Annotated in this window: 16 protein-coding genes; 6 read left to right on the forward strand and 10 right to left on the reverse strand. The window is 71.8% G+C overall.

The features are described 5' to 3' along the window. Window positions 1-48: 48 nt before the first annotated feature. Together IFU19_RS00265 and IFU19_RS00270 are read left to right on the forward strand one after the other, a co-directional pair. Window positions 49-1347 carry a diacylglycerol/lipid kinase family protein gene (locus IFU19_RS00265; protein ID WP_192012611.1) on the forward strand — a complete coding sequence of 433 codons (1299 nt, stop codon included), beginning with the start codon at window positions 49-51 and terminating at the stop codon, window positions 1345-1347. A gap of 214 nt (window positions 1348-1561) precedes the next feature. After that, complete coding sequence (locus IFU19_RS00270; protein ID WP_192012612.1) at window positions 1562-2932, forward strand: cryptochrome/photolyase family protein; 1371 nt, start codon at window positions 1562-1564, stop codon at window positions 2930-2932. 114 nt (window positions 2933-3046) lie between these two features. On the opposite strand, the gene IFU19_RS00275 is transcribed toward IFU19_RS00270, so the two are convergent. Both IFU19_RS00275 and IFU19_RS00280 read right to left on the reverse strand, forming a co-directional pair. Continuing rightward, window positions 3047-3472 (reverse strand): Asp23/Gls24 family envelope stress response protein, encoded by a 426-nt coding sequence (locus tag IFU19_RS00275; RefSeq protein ID WP_192012613.1) that lies wholly within the window; start codon window positions 3470-3472, stop codon window positions 3047-3049. Window positions 3473-3584: 112 nt separating this feature from the next. Next, on the reverse strand, window positions 3585-3923 hold the full coding sequence (locus tag IFU19_RS00280; protein ID WP_235560627.1) for a hypothetical protein: 339 nt from the start codon (window positions 3921-3923) through the stop codon (window positions 3585-3587). 95 nt (window positions 3924-4018) lie between these two features. Between IFU19_RS00280 and IFU19_RS00285 the strand changes: the two genes are divergently transcribed. Further along, window positions 4019-5077 (forward strand): MsnO8 family LLM class oxidoreductase, encoded by a 1059-nt coding sequence (locus IFU19_RS00285; protein ID WP_192012614.1) that lies wholly within the window; start codon window positions 4019-4021, stop codon window positions 5075-5077. 75 nt (window positions 5078-5152) lie between these two features. Here the strand turns inward: IFU19_RS00285 and pheA are convergent, their stop codons facing one another. After that, window positions 5153-6106, reverse strand: a complete 954-nt coding sequence (gene pheA, locus IFU19_RS00290) for a prephenate dehydratase (RefSeq protein ID WP_191925484.1) — start codon at window positions 6104-6106, stop codon at window positions 5153-5155. A 200-nt stretch (window positions 6107-6306) separates the two neighbouring features. On the opposite strand from pheA, the gene IFU19_RS00295 reads away from it, so the two are divergent. Together IFU19_RS00295 and IFU19_RS00300 are read left to right on the forward strand one after the other, a co-directional pair. Beyond that, window positions 6307-8535, forward strand: a complete 2229-nt coding sequence (locus IFU19_RS00295; RefSeq protein WP_192012615.1) for a glycosyltransferase family 2 protein — start codon at window positions 6307-6309, stop codon at window positions 8533-8535. Next, window positions 8532-10091 (forward strand): carbohydrate-binding protein, encoded by a 1560-nt coding sequence (locus IFU19_RS00300; protein ID WP_055940552.1) that lies wholly within the window; start codon window positions 8532-8534, stop codon window positions 10089-10091. The genes IFU19_RS00295 and IFU19_RS00300 overlap by 4 nt, the downstream gene beginning before the upstream one ends. Here IFU19_RS00300 and IFU19_RS00305 read toward each other — a convergent pair. The 3 genes from IFU19_RS00305 to IFU19_RS00315 form a co-directional block, all read right to left on the reverse strand. Then, window positions 10063-12201 (reverse strand): sensor histidine kinase, encoded by a 2139-nt coding sequence (locus tag IFU19_RS00305; RefSeq protein ID WP_192012616.1) that lies wholly within the window; start codon window positions 12199-12201, stop codon window positions 10063-10065. The genes IFU19_RS00300 and IFU19_RS00305 overlap by 29 nt on opposite strands. Further along, window positions 12194-12847, reverse strand: coding sequence for a response regulator transcription factor (locus tag IFU19_RS00310; protein WP_192012617.1), 654 nt, complete (start codon window positions 12845-12847; stop codon window positions 12194-12196). Before IFU19_RS00310 ends, IFU19_RS00305 begins: the two co-directional genes overlap by 8 nt. A 123-nt stretch (window positions 12848-12970) precedes the next feature. Continuing rightward, complete coding sequence (locus IFU19_RS00315; protein WP_192012618.1) at window positions 12971-14380, reverse strand: lipocalin-like domain-containing protein; 1410 nt, start codon at window positions 14378-14380, stop codon at window positions 12971-12973. A gap of 196 nt (window positions 14381-14576) precedes the next feature. On the opposite strand from IFU19_RS00315, the gene pgm reads away from it, so the two are divergent. After that, window positions 14577-16223 (forward strand): phosphoglucomutase (alpha-D-glucose-1,6-bisphosphate-dependent), encoded by a 1647-nt coding sequence (gene pgm / locus IFU19_RS00320; protein WP_192012619.1) that lies wholly within the window; start codon window positions 14577-14579, stop codon window positions 16221-16223. Window positions 16224-16766: 543 nt separating this feature from the next. Here pgm and IFU19_RS00325 read toward each other — a convergent pair. From IFU19_RS00325 to kduI, 4 genes are all read right to left on the reverse strand, one after another. Then, complete coding sequence (locus tag IFU19_RS00325; RefSeq protein WP_192012620.1) at window positions 16767-17810, reverse strand: NAD(P)-dependent alcohol dehydrogenase; 1044 nt, start codon at window positions 17808-17810, stop codon at window positions 16767-16769. A 120-nt stretch (window positions 17811-17930) separates the two neighbouring features. Beyond that, on the reverse strand, window positions 17931-18554 hold the full coding sequence (locus IFU19_RS00330; protein ID WP_192012621.1) for a bifunctional 4-hydroxy-2-oxoglutarate aldolase/2-dehydro-3-deoxy-phosphogluconate aldolase: 624 nt from the start codon (window positions 18552-18554) through the stop codon (window positions 17931-17933). Then, complete coding sequence (locus IFU19_RS00335) at window positions 18541-19479, reverse strand: sugar kinase (protein WP_192012622.1); 939 nt, start codon at window positions 19477-19479, stop codon at window positions 18541-18543. Before IFU19_RS00335 ends, IFU19_RS00330 begins: the two co-directional genes overlap by 14 nt. Continuing rightward, on the reverse strand, window positions 19479-20324 hold the full coding sequence (gene kduI, locus IFU19_RS00340) for a 5-dehydro-4-deoxy-D-glucuronate isomerase (protein ID WP_055832924.1): 846 nt from the start codon (window positions 20322-20324) through the stop codon (window positions 19479-19481). The genes IFU19_RS00335 and kduI overlap by 1 nt, the downstream gene beginning before the upstream one ends. Between the last annotated feature and the right edge of the window lie 52 nt (window positions 20325-20376).

Consider the following 20376-nt stretch of genomic DNA (forward strand, 5'->3'; position numbering starts at 1 on the left):
CCGGTCCCGCAGCCGGGTCGCGGCCCACCGCGGTCCTAGGGTGGACCCATGGCCGCCCCTGACGAGCCGCGTGACGACGCGGAGTCCCCCGAGACCGTCCCCGCCGATGCCCCCGCCGAGGTGAAGGCGGATGCCGCTGCGGCCGAAGGTTCGAGCGACGACTTCCACGCCGCGCGACTCGGCGACGACGTCGACGACGTCGACGACCACGTTCACAAGGACGCTCCCGACCCGAAGGACGCCGCGGAGCCCGACGACGTCATCCACCAGCCCGAGGATGTTCAGCCGGACACCTCGGACGAGAGCTCCGGCGAGGCCCAGCGCGTCTCGGCGGACGGCGACGAGGCACCCATCGACGCCGAGCCCACCGCGAAGAAGCGCGCCGCGCTGATCTACAACCCCACCAAGGTCGAGCCTGAGCAGCTGCGTGCGCGCGTGGCCGAGATGGCCGCCGCGGCAGGCTGGGCCGAGCCTCTGTTCTACGAGACGACCGTCGACGACCTCGGCGACGACTCGACGCGCGCCGCCCTCGAAGAGAAAGTGGATGCCGTTGTCGTAGCCGGCGGCGACGGCACGGTTCGCGCGGTCGCCGAGGCGCTGACCTCCTCGGGCGTCCCCCTCACGATCGTGCCGAGCGGCACGGGGAACCTCCTCGCCCGCAACCTGAACCTTCCGCTGAGCGACACCGACGCGATGATTCGCGCCACGTTCGAAGGCGACATCCTCCCCATCGACACCGGACTCGCCCGCATCCGCCGGGCCGATGGCGAGATCGAGGAGCACGGGTTCTCGGTCATGGCCGGCATCGGCCTGGACGCCGCAATGATTCAGAACACGCGCGACGACTTGAAGAAGCAGGTCGGCTGGGTCGCGTACGTCGACGGAGCGGCGCGGTCGCTCGTCTCGGCGAAGCCCTTCCGCGTCATGTACCAGCTCAACGGACACCGCCTGCACTCGGCGAAGGTGCAGAGCGTGCTGTTCGCGAACTGCGGCGCCCTGCAGGGCGGCGTGGCGCTGATCCCCGACGCCTCCGTCGCCGACGGCCGACTCGACGTGGCCGTCCTCCAGCCGAGCGGCGTGCTGGGCTGGTTGGGTGTCTGGCGGAGCATTGTGTGGGACAACTCCGTCCTGCGCAAGTTCCGCGCGGGGCGCCGCGTGCTCGAACGCCGCAAGGACACCTCGGTGCGCTACCTGCGCGGCACGGGCATCGAGTTGGCGACGTCCCCCGCACAGCCGATCGAACTGGACGGCGACGAGTTCGGCGAGGCGACGCGCATCTACACGCGCATCATCGCCGGAGGCCTCTCCGTGGCGCTGCCGAAGGGGCACGACGTCTCGACGCTCTGACGCGCGCGCCGCGCGCGCGGCCCCTCGTCGAGAACGCACCCGTTCGCCGAGGACGCACGCGTTCGGCGACCGGCGGATGCGGTCTCGACAAACGTGTGCGGTTTCGTCGGGCGCGGGCGGGCCGAGGCGGGCGGCGGCGGCGGCGGCGGCGGCGGCGGCGGCGGGCGAGTGTCAAGCCCGGACGCACGGATGCCGTGGCGGATAGCGTCGAACAATGGCAACGCCCTCGATCGTCTGGTTCCGCGACGACCTCCGGCTCACCGACAACCCGGCGCTACGTGCGGCCCTCGACCGCGAGGAACCGATCGTGGCGCTCTACGTGTTTGACGAGGAGTCCGACGGGGTCCGCGAGATCGGCGGAGCCGCCCGCTGGTGGCTGCACGGGTCGCTGACCTCGCTCGGTGAGCGCCTGGCGGAACGCGGCTCGCAGCTCGTGCTGCGCCGAGGCCGCGCGGCGCAGGTGGTCCCCGCCGTCGTCGACGAGGTGGGCGCCGGCGCGGTGTTCTGGAACCGCCGCTACGGCGGCGTCGAGCGCGAGATCGACGCGGGCATCAAAGAGGCCCTGCGCGATAGCGGGGTCACCGTCGCGTCGTTCGCCGCGAACCTCCTCTACGAGCCGTGGACGGTGCGCACGCAGGCCGACAAGCCCTACGGCGTCTACACGCCCTTCGCCCGCGCCGTGCAGAAGCTGCCGGCCCCGCGCCCGCCGATGGCCGAGGCGCGCAAAGTCCCCGGCTTCGACGGGCGCGTCGACGGGGACGACCTCGGCGCCTGGTCGCTGCTGCCGACCACGCCCGACTGGGCCGGCGGCCTGCGCGAGACGTGGGAACCGGGCGAGCCCGCGGCGAAGGCGCGACTGAGGGAGTTCCTCGAGGACGACCTCGGCGGGTACTCGCAGTACCGCGACGAATTCGCGGGCGGGGCGACGTCGAACCTCTCACCGCGACTGCGCTGGGGCGAGCTGAGCCCGTACCAGGTGTGGCACGACACCGTTCAGCACCGTGGATCGGGCGAACACGCGAAGAGCGCGAGCGGATTCCTCTCGGAGGTCGTGTGGCGGGAGTTCGCCTGGCACGTGACCTTCTACGCCCCCGACATCGCGACCAAGAACTGGCGTCGCGAGTACGACGCCTTCCCGTGGCCCCCGCTCGACCGGTCGCACCTCGAGGCCTGGCAGCAGGGTCGCACCGGGGTCGCCGTCGTCGACGCGGGCATGCGCCAGCTGTGGAGGACCGGGGTCATGCACAACCGCGTGCGCATGGTCACGGCGTCGTTCCTCATCAAGAACCTGCTGATCGACTGGCGTGAGGGCGAGCAGTGGTTCTGGGATTGCCTGGTCGACGCGGATGCCGCGAGCAACCCGTTCAACTGGCAGTGGGTCGCGGGGTCCGGCGCCGACGCCGCACCGTACTTCCGCGTGTTCAATCCCGACACGCAGCGCAAGAAGTTCGACAAGCACGACCAGTACGTGCGCGAGTGGGCGCCGGAGTATCTCGGTGAGAATCCGCCGGAGCCCATGGTCGACCTCGGCGAGACCCGGCGTCGCGCGCTCGACGCCTACGCCGAGACCCGGCACGGGCACTGACGCGGGCGGGCCGGCCGTCCCCGGGCGTCGGCACCGTCGCGATGCGCCGGGTGTCGGCATCCGGGCACGCGAAAGGGGCGCCACCTCTCGGTGACGCCCTTTCGAAAGCGATCGTCAGTTGACGCGGGTGTCGTCGACCTGCTCCTCGTCGTCTTCGCCCGGGATGAACACGTCGACCACGGTCACGTTGATCTCGGCGACCTTCATGCCGACGAGCTCCGTGATGGCCTGCGAGACGGCGGCACGCACGTTCGACGCGACGCGCTGGAGCTGCTCGGGGTAGTCCACCTGGATCGAGATGTCGGCGGCGACCTCGGTCTCGCCCACCTCGACGCTCACGCCCTGCGCGTGGTCCTTGGCACCGACGGCCTGGCGGATGTTGCCGATGACGCGAGCCGCGCCACCGCCGAGGGCGTGGACGCCCGGAACCTGGGCCGCGGCGATACCGGCGACCTTGGCGACGACGGCGTCGACGATGACCGTGGAGCCGCCGTCCTTCTTGGCAGTGGTGGGGGTGGCGGTGGTGATGGTGTCAGCCATGAGCGCTTCCTTCCGTCGTCTCCGGGACCGTCTGTCCCGCGATGTCATAGAGGAGACGCAGCGGGCGACGGATTCGTCACGACTTTCTTCCTGAGAGAAAGCTGAGCACCGCTCACACGTCGAAGAAGCCGCCGAACGGGTCTTCGGAATCACCGGTGTCGCGGGGGTCGTACTGCACGGTCTCGACGGCGAACAGAACGCGCGTATGGGCCGTGCAGAGCACGCTCATCCGGCGGTTGCCCACCACGACGAAGCTCTCGAATCGCCCTCCGCTGTGGACGGCGCTCTCGATGCGCTGCTGCAGATCCGCCAGATCCTGCCCCTGTGCGAGGGAGAAGGTCGCGTCGTCGACGACGATCTGAGCGCGCACCATCGTGTGCGCGTCGGTGTCCTGCACGTCATCCGTCTGCGGGCCGTCGAGCGGCGTCCCCGCGGAGTGCGATTCGCTCATAGCGGGACGCTAGGCACGATGAACGGGATCACGGACGGGGGTTGCGGCTCTTCTCGAGACGGAATAGCGGGCGGCCCACGGAGGTTGTCGTCGAGGTGACCGACGCGATCCCCTCCCTCTCTGTTCTCGACCTCGTGCCCGTGCGGCACGGGCAGACCAGCGCGCAGGCGGTGAGCGCCGCCCTCGACCTCGTCGAGCGCGCCGACCGCCTCGGGTACACCCGCTACTGGTTCGCCGAGCACCACAACATGCCCGCCGTGGCCTCGACCACTCCGCCCGTGCTGATCGCGGCCGCCGCGGCGCGCACGTCGCGCATCCGCGTGGGCTCGGGGGGCGTCATGCTGCCGAACCACTCCCCCCTCATCGTCGCCGAGCAGTTCGCCACCCTCGAGGCCCTCGCCCCGGGACGCATCGACCTGGGCATCGGCCGCGCCCCCGGCAGCGACCCCGTCATCACGCAGTTGCTGAACCGGTCGGGCACGACGAGCGACGTCTCGCGCTTTCCCGACCACGTGACCGACATCATCGCGCTCACCTCCCCCGAGGGCGCCACCGTGCGATTCACCTCGGGCACCGAGTATCAGGTGAAGGCGACACCCGCGGCATCCGGGATGCCGCAGGTGTGGCTGCTGGGCTCCAGCGACTACTCCGCGCAGCTCGCCGCCAGCTTCGGCCTGCCCTACGTGTTCGCGAACCACTTCTCGGGCGAAGGGCTCGAGCACGCGCTGCGGTTGTACCGCGACCAGTTCCGGCCCAACGACTCGGGCGAGGGCCCGCGCACGTTCGTCACCGCCAACGTCGTCGCCGCCCCCACCGCCGAAGAGGCCGAGGAGCGCGCGCTGCCGCAGCTGCGCATGATGGCGCGACTGCGCACCAACCGTCCGCTCGTGCCGCTCGAGACCGTGGAGCAGGCCAAGGCCGATCCCTTCGACGCGATGGCGGAGTCGATCATGGCGTCCACCCGGCAGAAGTGGTTCGTCGGCACCGGTACCGAGGTGCAGGGGCAGCTCGCGGCCTTCGCCGCGCAGTACGGGGTCGACGAGATCATGGTCTCGCCCGTCGCCGGCGCCTACGACAGCGAGGCGCTCGACTCGGTCGAGGGTCGCGCGCAGACCCTGGAGCTGATCGCCGAGAAGGCGACCGTCGCGGCCTGACCCGGGGCGGGCTCCGGCGCGGCGACACGTCGCGGCGGGGCGGCAGCGATCTCGGCGGGTGGCGTACCGCGGGCGTCAGGCCTCGGGCTCGCCGCTCAGCAGGCCGCGCAGCCAGTCGCGCGCCTCGACGAACACGTCGTCGCTGTAGCGCTGCGGGTACCGCACGATGGCGCGGTCGGCGCGCGCGTACGAGCCGAGGAAGATGACCTTCGGGCTGAAGCGGCGAAGGCCCAGCAGCGCGTCGGCCATGCGCTCGTCGAGCACGTGCCCGTCGGCGTCGATGACGAAGCGATAGCGGCCGAGGGCGTCGCCGATGGGACGGGATGCCAACAGGCTCAGGTTGATGCCCCGGGTGGCGAACTGCTCGAGCAGCTCGAGCAGGGCGCCGGGGTGGTCTTCGGGGAGCTCGACGATGAGTGACGTCTTGTCGGCGCCCGTCGGCGGAGCCGGGGCGACGGTGCGACTGACGAGCACGAAGCGGGTCACCGCGTTGGGGTTGTCGCCGATGTTCTCGGCGAGGACCGTGAGGTCGTGGTGGGCGACGATGCCGGGGGCGGCGATCGCCGTGTCGGCGCCGCTCGTGCCGTCGAGCACGCCGAGGGCGCTGGCGACGTTGCTCTCGGCGGGCAGGTGCGCGTGGGCGGGGACGTTGTCGCTGAGCCAGCCGAGACACTGCCCGTAGGCGACGGGGTGGGCGGCGATGAGCGAGACGTCGGCGAGGGTCGCTCCGGGCTTGCCCACGAGCACGAAGTTCACCGGCACGAGGTACTCGCCGACGATGCGCAGGCCCGGCACGGTGGCCAGGGCGTCCTGCGCGGTGGACACGCCCCCGTCGACGGAGTTCTCGATGGCGATCATCGCGGCATCCGAGCGTCCCTCGACGACGTCGGCGAGCGCCTCGCCGACATTACGCACCGGCCGCCAGATCTGGTCGCGCGCCTCGGGCACCTGGGCGAGGGCTGCTTCGGTGAAGGTTCCCGCGGGACCCAGGTAGCTGTAGGTGCGTCGGGCCGGATCGGGAGTGCTCACGGGGACTCAGCCTAGATGCTCGACTCTCCGGCGGGCAGTCGAGGCCCTCGAGCGCCGCAGAACCCCCGATACCGGTGGTCGAACCCGCCGCTCGCGCCGCGCGAATGCGCCAGAGTCGCCCGTACGGCGTCCATCCCGCGCGGCTGGCGCCCGTCCGGTGCGACCCGACGCACCGGATGCCAGGGAGAGAGACACCCGTCATGCGCCACACCTCCACCGACCCCCGCATCCCCCGGCGGCAGGGCGGCACCGACTGCGATCGTCGTCCGCAGCCGGTGCTCCATCCGCGGCCCTCGCCCGCTCGGATCGCCCGTGCCCGCCTGGCGCTGGTCGCCTGCATCGTGCTGTGGGTGCTCTACCTGGCCACGGTCGTGGTCGCGCTGTCACGCGGCGGCGCGCTCGTCGACGCCGAGCAGCTGGTGACGACGACGGTGTTCCTCGTCTCGGTGACGTTCCTGACGCTGTCGGCGTGCATGTACCTCCTCGCCCGCTCGGGTGCACTTCCGCGCCTGGCCGCCCACCGTCGGGTGCGGCGCATCGACCTCGACGAGCACTTCTGCGGACGCGAACCGCGGTTGACGGCCCTCCTGCCGTCGCGGTCCGAGGATCCGGCGCTGGTGCGCATGGGGCTGTGGTCGGTCGCGCTGCAGGAGTTCCCGCGGCTGAACGTCGTGCTCCTGCTCGACGACGACGTCGATCCCGTCGGTGAGGCGGCGCGACTCGATCTCGAGGGGTGCCGCGCCCTCACCGACGAGCTGACGAGCGCGTTGCTGCCGGTCTTCACCCGGGTGGATGCCGCCGCCGCCCGCGCCCGCGAGGGATCTCTCTCGTCGGCCGAGGTGACCGAGCTCGCGATGCGCGAGCACGCCGCCTGCGCCCAGTGGCTGCGCGCGCAGGCCGACGCCGCACCCACCCGCACGCACGTCGAGGTCTTCTTCGCCGAGGAGGTGCTGCGACGACTCGCCGACGACCTCGATGCGACGGCGGCGGCGCTGCGGGAGGCCGCCGACAACGGCGCCGCTCCACTCGAGCGCGAACGCGCGCTGCAGGTGCTCGAGCGTCTCGTGCGCGTCTTCCGCGTCGAGGCGAGCACGTTCGAGAGGCGCCGCTACGCCTCGCTCTCGCACGCGGCGAACAAGGCGATGAACCTCAACTCCTACCTCGGACTCATCGGCGGCCGTTACCGCGAGACGGTGATCGCGGGTCAGCTCGTGCTGGAGGATGCCGGCGACGGACCCGCCGATCTCGAGGTCGCCGCGTGCGACTTCGTGCTCACCCTCGACGCCGACTCGATGCTGCTCCCGGGCTACTGCGCGCAGCTCGTGCACCTGCTCGAGCAGCCCGAGAACGCCCGGATCGCCGTCGCGCAGACGCCGTACAGCGCCTACCGGGGTGCGCCGACTCGGCTGGAACGCCTCGCCGGTGCGACCACCGATCTGCAGCACATCGTGCACCAGGGGCTGACCGCCTTCGACGCCACGTTCTGGGTCGGGGCCAACGCGGTGCTGCGGTGGGAGGCGGTGCAGCAACTCCGACGGGTGAGCGTCGACGACGGCATCCCGGTGATGCGCTTCATCTCGGATCGCACCGCGATCGAGGACACGGAGTCCTCGATCGATCTGGCCGCGCACGGCTGGTCCCTGGTGAACTACCCCGAGCGCTTGAGCTACAGCGCCACCCCGCCCGACTTCGGCACCCTCGTCATCCAGCGCCGTCGGTGGGCCGACGGGGGTCTGCTCATCCTGCCGAGACTCCGCGCCCTCATCCAGCAGCGCCGCCGCGAGGGGCGCCCGCTGACGCTCGCCGAGCGGCTGCTGCGCACCAACTACCTCGGCTCCGTGGCCTGGGTGACGCTGGGCCTGTTCGCCGTGCTGACGCTGTACCCGATGAACGGTCAGCTGGTGACACTGCTGCTGCTGCTCATCGCCGTGCCGTACTTCGCCGAGATGGCATCCGACCTGCACGCGCTCGGCTACCGTCGCCGCGACGTCGTGGCGATCTACGGCCTCAATCTGCTGCTGCTGCCGGTCAATCTGGCCGGCAGCATCGGCTCGGTCGCGCAGGCGCTCAGCGGCCGCAAGGCGCGCTTCGCCCGGACGCCGAAGGTGGCCGCGCGCACCCGCGTCCCGGCGCTGTACCTGACCGCCCCGCTCGTGGTCGCGGCCGCGGCCGCCGCGATCGGGGTGCGCGCGGCGTACGTCGACGCGTGGGGGACGACGGTGTTCGCCGCCTTCACCACCCTGTCGATCGTCTGGGCGCTGCTGCGGCTGGTGGGTGTTCGAAACGCCGTGTCCGATCTGTGGTTCGCCTGGATGGACTGGATCTGGGTCGCCCCTCCCGCACAGACGCCGGCCGCCTCGGTCACTGCCGAGCGCTGGACCGCCGTGCTAGACGACGGTCCCCGTGAGCTGGCGGGGGCCGCCTCGTGAGCCCCGTGATCGCTCGGTCGCGGTCGCGCTTCGCGGGTCGGCGCCTGTCGTTCGCACGGCTCGTGGTCAGCGCGGTCGTCGCGGTGGCCCTCAGCGGCGGTGTCGCGGCCGTGGCCGTGCTGCCGACGCTCCCGCCCCCCGTGGACGGCACGCCGACGGCCGACCGGTGGTTCGCCGGCTATTACGACGTGACGCTCGACTCGGGCGATCAGCTCGCGCGGAGCGCGATGTCCGAGGGCCCGGGCGGCGTGGTGCTCGCCTTCGTGGTGGCGGCGGGCGACGACGACTGCACGCCGACATGGGGGAAGGCGTACAGCCTGGACGACGCGGCGGAGCGCTTCCAGCTCGACCGTCGCGTGGAGCGCGTGCGCCGCGAGGGGCGCCCCCTGGCCGTGTCGTTCGGGGGTGCGGCGAACTCCGAGCTCGCCCTGGCGTGCGACTCCGTCTCGGCGCTGGTCGACGCGTACCGCGAGGTGATGGATCGTTACGGGGCCGACGTGATGGATCTCGACATCGAGGGCGACGCCCTCGACGACGCGGCGGCGACCGCGCGACGCAACGCCGCGGTCGCCCAGCTGCAGCAGGAGCGCACCGCAGCCGGGCGCCCGCTCGATGTGTGGCTCACCCTCCCGGTGGCTCCGGACGGTCTCACCGACCGGGGGCTGACGCAGATCACCGAGATGCTGAACGCGGGGGTGACCCTGGCCGGCGTGAACGCCATGACCATGGACTTCAACGCCGACGACCGCAGCGTGTCGACCTCCGACCTGGCCATCGGAGCCCTCCGGCAGACGGCCGCGCAGGTCGCCGACGTCTGGCGCGGCGCGGGGCGGGACCTGCCCCCGGGCGGCGCCTGGGCGCTGCTGGGCGCCACCCCGATGATCGGTCAGAGCGACATCGAGCACGAGGTGTTCACGCTCGACGACGCGCGGGCTCTCGAGGCTTTCACCACCGAGGTGGGCGTCGCCCGCATGTCGCTGTGGTCGCTGAACCGCGACCGCACCTGCGGCAGCAACTACCCCCGCCCGAGAGTCGTGTCGACGTCGTGCAGCGGGGTGGAGCAGGCGGGCGAGAGCTTCGCCGGCATCCTCGGGGCGGATCGCGACGGCACCCCCGCGGGCCGAACGGCTCCGCAGGAGGACTGGCCGATGATCGCCGACGACGCGGACACGAGCCCCTTCCCGGTGTGGTCGTCGCAGTCGTTCTACTCGGCCGGCGTCTTCGTCGTCTGGCACGGCTCGGTGTACGTCGCGAAGTGGTGGAACGAAGACGGGGCGGTCCCCGACGACCCGACCCTGGATGCCGCCGCCTCGGCCTGGACGTATGTCGGCCCCGTCCTGGCCGACGACGTGCCCTTCGCCCTCCCCGAGCTGCCCGCGGGCACCTACCCCGACTGGAACGTCGACGCGCTCTACAACCAGGGCGACCGCGTGCTGTACGACGGCAGCGGGTACGAGGCGCGCTGGTGGTCGCGCGGCCAGCGTCCCGACCGTTCGGTCCTCGACCGCGACTACTCGCCGTGGAAGCTCATCGAGGCGCCCGCGGAGGCGCCGTGAGCGCACCGTCGAACAGCGACACGCGCCCGTCGACGGCGATGCTGGCCTGCATGGCACGGTGGGGCGGGTGAAGCCGGCCCACCACGTCGTGCCGGGCTTCGCCGACGGCCGCCGCCATCCACGCGAGGACCGCGACCAGCGCGTCCTCGTCGATGGACTCCCCGCTGTCGTCGAGAAGCACCACGTCGACCCCGCGTCCGCGCGCCGCTCCCACCGCGGAGCGCAGCGGCTCCCTCGACAGACCACCGGCGCGAAGTTCGTCGCGCAGGCGGCCCTCCCAGGCCGCGTACTCGCGGCGCTGGGCTGCGGAGGCGGGACTCCCCGCACCGATCCGCTCCATCAGCGGCACCACCGTTCGCACGAGCTCGTCGGTGCGCCGACCCAGCTCGGCGCGCGCCGCCCGTGACCAGCTCTCGCTCTCGGCGGCGATCACGGCCTCTCGGTGCAGCGCCGCGATCCGCCGCCGCATCCGCGCCACGACAAGGAGCATGGCGACGGCGACGATCACGATGACCGTGGGGCGGGCCGCCAGCTGCACCGTCTGTCCGACGAGTGCGCCGTCCAGGATGCCGCGCGCGGCGACGACGATCGCGATGAGCACCGCTCCCGCCATCGCGGTTCCCGTGCGTCCACGCAGAGCCAGCACGACGAGGAAGAAGGCCAGGGCGACCACGGGCCAGAGCGGACCGTAAGAGAACGGCGCGGTCGACACCGCGACGACGGTGCCCCCGACGACGAGGGCGGTGATGGCGGCAGCGCGCGGCCACGCCGGCGCCGCACGCCGCGCGCTCCACACCAGCGAGGCCGTGAGCAGCACGACCGCCAGCAGAGCCGCCTGCCGCGGCCACGACTCGGGGGCGGCGAGCGCGGCGGCGACCGCGCAGAGAACCTGCAGCGCGACGAAGCCGGCGGCGAGCAAGGCGACGGCGCGCCCGCGCGGACGGCCGCTCGCGGCGGCATCCATCTCGGGTCCGGGATCGGGCCGGTACCTCAGCACCACCCGGGTGCCCGTCCCGTGACCCGACTGCACCTCGGCGCCGCCACCGCTCACGCGCGCCATGCGCCCGACGATGCTGTGTCGGATGCCGAGTCGATCGTCGGCGATGTCGGACACCTCGAAGCCCGCACCCTCATCGGCGACGACCACCTCGATCATCGCGGAGCGCACCGTCAGGGTCACCGAACGGGGAGCTTCCTCTGCGTGCCGGACGGCGTTGGCGAGCGCCTGCCGACACGCCCCCACGATCGCCTCACGCACGGGATCGGACACGTGCAGCGGACTGTCCACGCGCGCGGTGAAGCGCGCATCGTGACGCCGCGCCTCCCGCGCGAGGGCGACCTCCAGTGGCCAGGAGTCCTCGGATTCCTCGTGCGCCAGACGCGTCATCATGAGCGCCGCACGACGGGCCTGGGCGGCGAGGCGATCGAGGGGGACCGCCACGGTCGAGGCGGCCAGAGCAAGCGTCGCCAACACCTCGTCGTGCACGAGCGCTGCCGTCCGGGTGCGCGCGGCCAGCCGACCGCGCTCCGCCGACTCGCGCTCGCCGGCCTCCCGGCGCGCGGCAGCCGCGGCATCCAGACCGCGTCCGGCCGAGAGCACGAACCCCCCGAGGGCGCAGATCACCGCCGCCGTGAGCACGGCATGGGCGTCGTTGACGACGCCGTCGAGGTCGAACCCGCCGAAACGCAGACGATAGATGACCCCGGCGACCGCCGCCAGCACCACGGTCACCCAGCCCAGCCCCGGGCCTGCGGCGACGAGGGCCGCGGCGACCCCGGCACTGGAGGCGGTGAGCAGCCAGGGCATGCGCTCGACGTGCCCCGCCTCCGCGGCCACCGGGAACAGCGCCACCACGGCCAGGTACGACACCACGGCCGCTCCGGCCCCCACCCGCAGCGCGCGCTCGCGGAGGATGGGAGCCGCGAGCGCGAGCGCGACCGTCAGCGCCGCCGACCACCACCCGAGCGCGTGGTACCAGAGCGGGAGGCCGTCTTGCTCGCCGCTCGCGAGGAAGGCGACGGTCACCACGGCCACCGCCGTCACCAGGAACCCGGAGGCCCCGGCGATCACCCGGCGGGCGGCGAGCGAACCCGCGTCGAGGTCACCCACGGCGGGGGCGGGGGACGTAGCCGTCTTCCACCCCGCGCTGGTAGAGCTCGACCTTGGTCGCCGCCGGGCGACCCACCAGCTGGTAGACGGCGCGGATGCGTCGCAGGTGATCGTTGACGGTGTTCTCGGAGATGAACAGCTGCGCCGCCACGTCGCGGGCGCCGAGGCCGGACGCGTAGAGACCGAGCACCTGGCGCTCCCGCTCCGTCAGGGGCGCGGCGTCGAGCAGCGGGTCGGTGTCGAGCGCCGACGCCCACTCGGTGGTGGCGACGTGCTCGCCGTGCGCGGCGGCGGCGATCGCCGCGAGGAGGGCCGGCGACGGGGCGGACTTGCGCACGATGCCGCACACATCGCTGCGCGAGGCCGCGCGCACGAGGAAGGGGTCCTCCCCCGAGGTGAGCACGAGCACGTGAGCGCCCCAGCGGCGGATCGCCGCGACGTTCTCGCCCGGCGCGGAGTCGTCGCGAAGGCTCAGGTCGAGTAGAACCAGCTCCACGTCGCACGCGCGTGAGACGAGACGCGAGACGGTCGGTTCGTGGCGGACGAAACGTAGGCCCTCGGCCCCGGCGAGCAGTCCCTGCATCGCGAGGGCGACCAGTTCGTGGTCATCGACGACCGCCACGCGCGAGACGTCCCCTTCACCCATGGCACGAGTATGTCTCACCCGGGCACCGGCGACGCGGCATCCTTTGAAGGCGGTGCACGGGGACGATGAACGGTCGCGGCCCGAGTCGGGGTGGGCCCGGCCTGGGCCGGACCCGCGGAGCGCCTAGAAGGCCTGCTCGATCCAGGCGTCTCCCGCAACGCTCTCGCCGAGGAAGGTGCCCGTCGGTTCGGCGGTTCCCTCGTAGATGGGCGCGCCGCTCGCCGAGAACTCCTGGTCCTGAAGCCGCGTCGAAATCAGCATGTCGGAGTCGAACGACGGGATCTGCACCCGGAACTGCTGCGCGTAGCTGTTGCCCGTCGAGGGGCTCGTCCACAGCTCGCCGACCGGGGTCATCGTGCTGGCGACGTAGTAGATCTCACCGTTCGGGTCCTGGATGGTGGCGAAAGCGTCGACCGAGACGCCGATCTCGGGCTTGTACCCCTCGCCGATCATGCCGGCGGTCGAGAGCGTGTACCCGTTCTCGAGCTGGATGTCCTGCAGGAGCCACCGGACGCGGGTGTCGGCCGAGTTGCCACCGAAGAACCCGTACTCGTGGTCCATCCAGGTGGTGCCGGTCACCTCGAAGGTCTCACCCCCGAAGGTGATGGTGCCGGTCGCCTTCAGCCGGGTGAACGAGAAGTAGTAGTTGTCCTTCTTCAGGCTCTGGCTCGTCGCGCTGGGCTCCACTCCCGTTCCGAAGACGAACATCGGTCGGCCCTGCTGCGAGAACGTGAGGTCGAACTCGACCTCGTCCAGCGTCTTGGCGTCCTGGAGGACGGCCGTGACCGAGATGTCGCGCGTCGGGTCGGCCTGGGGCGCCGTCATGACGACGGAATGACGCACGGCCACCGCGGTGGCTCCCGAACCACCGCCGCCGACGAGGGTCACGGTCGGGGTGGTCGTGTACCCCGAGCCGGGCTTGAGCAGGATGATCTGGGTCACTCCGCCCTCGTCGTCGAGGATCGCGACGGCCGAGGCCCCGGTGCCGTCACCCTCGAAGTGGACCGAGGGCGCCTCGGTGTAGCCGGAGCCGGTGTTCGTGACGCTGAACCCGCCGACGAGCCATGTCGGATCACCGAGTCGCGCGTACCACGGCTTCGACGGGTCGCCCTCGGCCCAGGTGTGCACGTCGAACACCCCGATCGGCGTGGGACCGTAGACCTGCGTGCGCTCGTAGTGACGGTTGCCCTGCACGTCGCTCAGCGAGATCTGCGACATGCCGAAGTGCTGGCCGGTGAAGGACGCGGCGTTGATGTCGAAACCGAACACGCGGTCGCCCGCCCGGAGGGTCCCGATGTGCCACCACCACTCGGTCGGGGCCCCCGCGTGCCGGTACATGTCCTTCGGCAGGCTGAGGACGACGTTCTGCTCGGGGACGGGAGCAGGCTTCGTCGTCCCCTTCCACAGCGGGTTGTCGGGAAGGGGGACCGACGGTGCGGTCACTCCGCTCGGTTTCCCCTTCACGATCGCCACGATCGCCGCCACGACAAGTCCGATCCCGACGAAGCGGGCCCCCCACGACATACGTCTCATGGTCGGAGTGTAGTGACGACGGGTGTCGAGTGGGGTGTCGGTCTGTGGCGGCGCGATTCGACCGCCCCCTCACCGTCGAACGGGCCCGGCGGCGAGCGTCGTGCGCACGATCGGAAGCGGTGCACCGAGCAAGGGATTCCCGCAGAATTGCGTCACGGCGTGTGCGCATGTCGGATGCAGCGGGCAGACTGGACGCATGAGCAGTCGCGCAGGGCAGCCCGCAGAGGCATCCGATCTCATCGACATCGACGAACTGATCGCGGCGTATTACGACCGCAAACCAGATGCCGCGGTGCCCGAGCAGCGCGTCGCCTTCGGCACCAGTGGTCACCGGGGCTCGTCGCTGAGCACCAGCTTCAACGAAGACCACATCCTCGCCACCACCCAGGCGATCGTCGACTACCGCGCGGCTCAGGGCATCACGGGGCCCCTGTTCCTCGGCCGCGACACCCACGGACTCTCGCTGCCCGCCGAGCGCAGCGCCATCGAGGTGCTCGTCGCCAACGGCGTCGACGTGCGCGTCGATTCCCGCGACGCGTGGGTGCCGACGCCGGCTCTCAGCCACGCGATCCTCGCCTACAACAAGGGCCGCGCGGCCGACGACCCGGGCCGAGCCGACGGCATCGTCGTGACCCCGTCGCACAACCCTCCGCGCGACGGCGGCTTCAAGTACAACCCGCCGCACGGCGGCCCCGCCGACACCGACGCCACCGGCTGGATCGCCGACCGTGCGAACGATCTGATCGCCGCGGGCCTGTCGGGCGTGCAGCGCACTCGCCACGCCGACATCGACCTCGAGAACCTCGGCCAGTACGACTTCCGCGACGCGTACGTGCGGGACCTGGCATCCATCATCGACATCGACGCCATCAAGAGCGCGGGCGTCCGCATGGGCGCCGACCCGCTGGGCGGGGCCTCGGTGGAGTACTGGGCGCTCATCGCCGAGGTGTACGGCCTCGACCTCACCGTCGTGAACCCCGAGGTCGACCCGACCTGGAAGTTCATGACGCTCGACTGGGACGAGAAGATCCGCATGGATCCCTCGTCGCCGTCGGCCATGGCCTCGCTCGTCGCCGCGCGCGCCGACTACGACATCCTCACGGGCAACGACGCCGATGCCGACCGCCACGGCATCGTGACGCCCGACGCGGGACTGATGAACCCCAACCACTACCTGGCCGTCGCGATCGACTACCTGTTCTCGCACCGTCCGGGCTGGCCCGCCGACGCCGCGATCGGCAAAACGCTCGTGTCGTCGATGATCATCGACAAGGTCGCCGCATCGCTCGGCAAGACGCTGCTCGAGGTGCCCGTGGGCTTCAAGTGGTTCGTGCCGGGGCTGCTCGACGGCTCCGTCGCCTTCGGCGGGGAGGAGTCGGCCGGGGCGTCGTTCCTGCGCAAAGACGGCACGGTCTGGACCACCGACAAAGACGGCATCCTGCTGTGCCTGCTCGCCGCCGAGATCCTCGCCGTCACCGGCAAGACGCCGTCGCAGCGGTACGCCGAGCTCGAGGCCGAGTTCGGCGCCTCGGCCTACCAGCGCGTCGATGCTCCCGCGACGCCCGCGCAGAAGTCGACGCTGTCGAAGCTGTCACCCGATGCCGTGAGCGCCACCGAGCTGGCCGGCGAGCCGATCGTCGCCAAGCTCTCGCACGCTCCGGGCAACGGCGCGGCGATCGGCGGCCTCAAGGTGCAGACCGAGTCGGCCTGGTTCGCCGCGCGCCCCTCGGGCACCGAAGACGTCTACAAGCTGTACGCGGAGTCGCTGCGCGGCGAAGACCACCTGCGCGAGGTGCAGGAAGAGGCCCGCGCGGTCGTGTCCGCCGCTCTCGGTCAGGCCTGACGCGCGAGGAAGCGGCGTCGCCTGACGCGCGAAAACGCGGCGTCGCCCTTCGGGGCGGCGCCGCTTTCGCGTGCGGGGACCGGATCGGCCGGCGGCGGCGCCGGCGCAGCGCGGCCATGGCATCCATAAACGCCATTCGTGCGCGTAAACACGGTGACGGCGCGTTTATGCGCACGAATCGCGTTTATGCGCAGGTCGACACGGGGCGACGAGCCGCAGCGACGTTCGGCCGGGCGCCGGGGGCCGCCGTGGGACCCGGGCGCCGGGGGCCGCCGTGGGGCCCGGGCGCCGGGGGTCGCCGTGGGGCCCGGGCGCGGCGACGTTCCGGAACGCGCGTGGGTCGCGGCATCCGTGGATTCCGGCGCGCGGAGCGCCGCGGTATCCATAAACGCTATTCGTGCGCGTAAACACGGTGACGGCGCGTTTATGCGCAGGAATCGCGTTTATGCGTGAACACGAGGAGGCGTGGATGCCGCAGCCCCGGCGCTCGGGAGAACGTCGGGGCCGCGGCAGCCGGGGATCGCCGGGCTCAGGAAGCCGGGATCAGGACGCGAAGGTCGCCGCGTCGATGACGAAGCGGTAGCGCACGTCGCTCTTCAGCACGCGCTCGTAGGCCTCGTTGATCTGGTCGGCCGAGATGACCTCGACCTCGGGGGCGATGCCGTTCTCGGCGCAGAAGTCGAGCATCTCCTGGGTCTCGCGGATGCCGCCGATCGACGAGCCGGCGAACGAGCGACGGTTCGTGAACAGGGTGAAGACCTGGATGGGCAGCGGCTCCGGCGGGGCGCCGACGTTGACCATCGTGCCGTTGAGCGTGAGCAGCCCGAGGTACTTCTTCAGCTCGAGCGGGGCGCTGACGGTGTTGACGATGAGGTCGAAGGTGTTCTTCAGCGTCGTGAAGGTCTCTTCGTCCTGGGTCGCGTAGTAGTGGTCGGCGCCCATCTTGAGGCCGTCGTCCTTCTTGCTCAGCGTCTGCGAGAGCACGGTGACCTCGGCGCCCATGGCGTGGGCGATCTTGACGGCCATGTGACCGAGACCGCCGAGGCCGACGATGGCGACCTTCTTGCCGGGGCCGGCGTTCCAGTGGTTCAGCGGCGAGTAGGTCGTGATGCCGGCGCACAGCAGCGGGGCGGCCTTGTCGTAGGGGATCGACTCGGGGACGCGCAGCACGAAGTGCTCGTCGACGACGATCTTCTCGCTGTAGCCGCCCTGCGTGATCGAGCCGTCGACGTCCTTACCGGCGTAGGTGCCGATGTTGCCCTTCTCGCAGTACTGCTCCTCGCCGGCGAGGCAGTTGTCGCACTCGCGGCACGAGTTGACCATGCAGCCGACGCCGACGCGGTCGCCGACCTTGTGCGAGGTGACCTCGGAGCCGATCTCGGCGACCGTTCCGACGATCTCGTGGCCCACCGTCAGGGGGTAGGGCACGTCGCCCCACTCGCCGCGGATGGTGTGGATGTCGGAGTGGCAGATGCCGGCGTAGGCGATGTCGATCAGGACGTCCTTCGGGCCGACGTCGCGGCGCTCGATGGTCGTGGGCTCGAGGGGCGAAGTCGCGGACGACGCCGCGTAGGCGTTGACGTGCATGGGTCTCCTCAGGAGGGGTCGATGCGGATGCATCCATCCTCCCCCGGGCACGCCGAGGTCGGCGCGGGCTTGCACGGATGTGCGCGAGGTGCCACGACTCTCGCGCCGGGGGCGCGGGGGCTAGGACGGGCGGGTGAGCAGGGTGGCGAGGCGCGGGAGCTGCGCGGGGTCTTCGAGCGCTGATCCGACCGCGGCGACGCGCACCCCGGCATCCAGGAACTCGGCCGCGTTGCCGGCGTCGAGTCCCCCGGTGGCCACGAACCGCACGTCGGGGAACGGCCCGCGGATGACGCGGAACCACGCCGGACCCAGCCACGAGGCGGGGAACGCCTTGAGCCAGCGAAGCCCCAACGACACCGCGAGCTGCACCTCGCTGGGCGTCGCCACCCCCGGCAGGATCGGGATGCCATGCGCCCGCGCCGCGGCCACCACCGCCGGGTCGAGCCCCGGGGAGACGAGGTACGCCGCGCCCGCGGCCTGGGCGACGGGCACCTGCGCCGGGTCGACGATCGTGCCGGCGCACACGCGCAGCCCGCGCTCGCCCGCGGCGGCGCACACCGCCCGCAGCGCCTCTTCGTCGGCGGGGGTCTGCAGGGGCACCTCGACGGCGTCGATGCCGAGGTTCCACGCGGTGGCCGCCACCGCGAGCGACCGCTCGCGGCCCATGCCGCGCAGGATCGCCATGAGCGGGGCTCCGGCGAACCGGGCGTCGAAGAAGGCGGTGGTGTCGTCAGCGGGAAGCATGGTCGCTCCGATCGAGAGGGCGAAGGGGGGATGCCGGCAGGGCGGCCGTGTCGTGCAGGGAGTCGCCGAGAGTGCGCAGGGTCAGCGCCGCGCGTTCGTGCCCCGCGGCGAGCCGGTCGGCGACCCCGAGCCCGCGGGAGCGGGCGGCGAGGTACCCGCCGGCGAAGGCGTCTCCGGCCCCCACCGCGTCGAGCACCTCGATCCGCAGCGCCCGGACGAACGTGCGCGCCTCGCCGTGGAAGGCCGTGGCGCCGACGTCGCCGTCTTTCACGACGAGTTCCGCGACGCCGTCGAGAAGCGCCCGCACGTCGCTGTCGCGCGGGGTCGCCCACAGCGTCTCGGCCTCGTCGCGGCCGACGAAGACGACGTCGGCGGCCGTTGCGAGGTCGGCGAGGACGGGGCCCGCGTCCGCCGCCGACCACAGCGCCGCGCGGTGGTTCACGTCGAAGCTCACCGTGACCCCGAGCGCACGCGCCCGCGCCATCGCCGCGACGAGGAACGCCCGGGCGGACGACGACAGGGCGGCGGTGATCCCCGAGACGTGCAGCACGTCGACCCCGGCGAGGGCCAGGTCGTCGGCATCGTCCTCGGCGAGGGCCGAGGCCGCCGACCCGCGGCGGTAGTACCGCACGCCCCGGCCCGGGTCCTTCACGTACAGCCCGGTGGGGCGGTCGGGGTCGCGGACGACCGACGCCGCGTCGACGCCCCGAGCGGCGACCTGCCGCAGCACGCGATCGCCGAGGGCGTCGGCGCCGAGACGGCTGTGCCAGCGCGCCGTCATCCCGAGCGCGGCGGCGTGGGCGGCGACGTTCGATTCCGCCCCGCCCGCGTCGACGAGGAAGGCCGCGGCATCGACGACCCCTCCCCCGTCGGAGGGCGCGAGCATCGCCATCGTCTCGCCGACGGCGAGCAGCACCCCCGTCATCAGCGCAGGTCGGTGATGGGCGCGGCATCCATGTCGTCGAAGGCCTGGTTCTCGCCCGCCATCGCCCACACGAACGAGTACGCCGCCGTGCCGACCCCCGAGTGCAGCGACCAGCTCGGCGAGATGACGGCCTGGCGGTCGCCCACGATGAGGTGACGGGTCTCTTCGCGCTCGCCCATCAGGTGCACGACGCGGGCGTCGGCGGGCACGTCGAAGTAGAGGTAGCACTCGGTGCGCCGGTCGTGCGTGTGGGCCGGCATCGTGTTCCACATCGAGCCCGGGTGCAGCTGGGTCACGCCCATGACGATCTGGCAGCTCTGCACGCCGTTCTCGTGGATGTACTGGTTCAGGGTGCGGCGGTTGCTCGTGACCTGGTCGCCGAGCTCGCGCACCGTTCCCTCACCGGGCGACACCAGCGCCGCGGGGTAGCTCGTGTGCGCGGGCGCCGAGAAGAGATAGAACTGCGCCCCGTCGGCGTCGGTGCCCGCGTCGGCGAACACGACGTCGCGGATGCCGCGTCCCAGGTACAGGCACGCGCCGGTGACGAGCTCGTACACCTCGCCGTCGGCGGTGACGGTGCCGGCTCCGCCGACGTTGACGATGCCCACCTCGCGGTGCTCGAGGAAGTACTCGCTGCGGATCTCGGGATAGCCGGTGAGGGGCAGCGGAGCGCCCGCCGGCACGGCACCGCCCAGCACGATGCGGTCGTGGTGCGTGTAGGTCAACCGCACCTCGCCGGCGACGAAGAGGTCGTCGATGAGGAAACGCTCGCGCAGGTCGGCGGTGTCCATGCCGGGGATCTGCGCGGGGTGGGTCGCGTAGCGCTGGGGGATGGAGGCGGTCATGCGATTCTCCTGAGGTCGGGGTGGGGTGGGGCGAGGGACGGAGCGGGCGGCG

This window comes from Microbacterium sp. CFBP 8794, assembly GCF_014841235.1.
GTDB lineage: Bacteria > Actinomycetota > Actinomycetes > Actinomycetales > Microbacteriaceae > Microbacterium.